Annotated in this window: 1 pseudogene; it reads left to right on the top strand. The window is 66.2% G+C overall.

Features of this window, described 5'->3' with window-relative positions:
- A pseudogene (locus A6M56_RS20125) lies at positions 1 to 485 on the top strand (hypothetical protein); the annotation flags it as partial.

Raw genomic sequence — 485 nt, 5'->3', positions numbered from 1 at the left:
GGCGATGAAACGGTCGGCTTCTATGACCTGAAAGAGGCCATCGCCTACCTAAACGCCAACCCGCGCAAGACGGTGTGGGTCTACACCATGGATGCCCCCGGCTACCCCAAGGGCGGGCGCACCGACGAGAACTCGGTCCTGCTCATCCTCGGCCACCCGAATGCCGATTGGGGTTACACACCGCTGTCGGCCCTCTACATCCCGCAGCAACACGCAGGCGGCATCGGCGCCAAGGCGGCCACGCCGGGCGGCGCCTGGAGTGCGCTCATGCAAACCATGCAGGCGCAGGCCCCGTCAGATCATCCCGTCGGCCGCGTCTATCACGACGTCGACAAGCATGCCGCCAACGTCAACACGTTGACGAGACCGCTGCGCGCCGCCGTGCATCAACAGTGGCCGGACCTGGACCAGATCAAGGATGTGCAAAGCGTTGCGGAACACGCCATCGGCGGGCTGCGCGCCGCCAGCGCGGGGCTGAACATCGC

This window comes from Ralstonia sp. RL (assembly GCF_001683835.1).
Lineage (GTDB): Bacteria > Pseudomonadota > Gammaproteobacteria > Burkholderiales > Burkholderiaceae > Ralstonia > Ralstonia mannitolilytica.
This window is presented reverse-complemented; position numbering and strand designations above follow the sequence as displayed.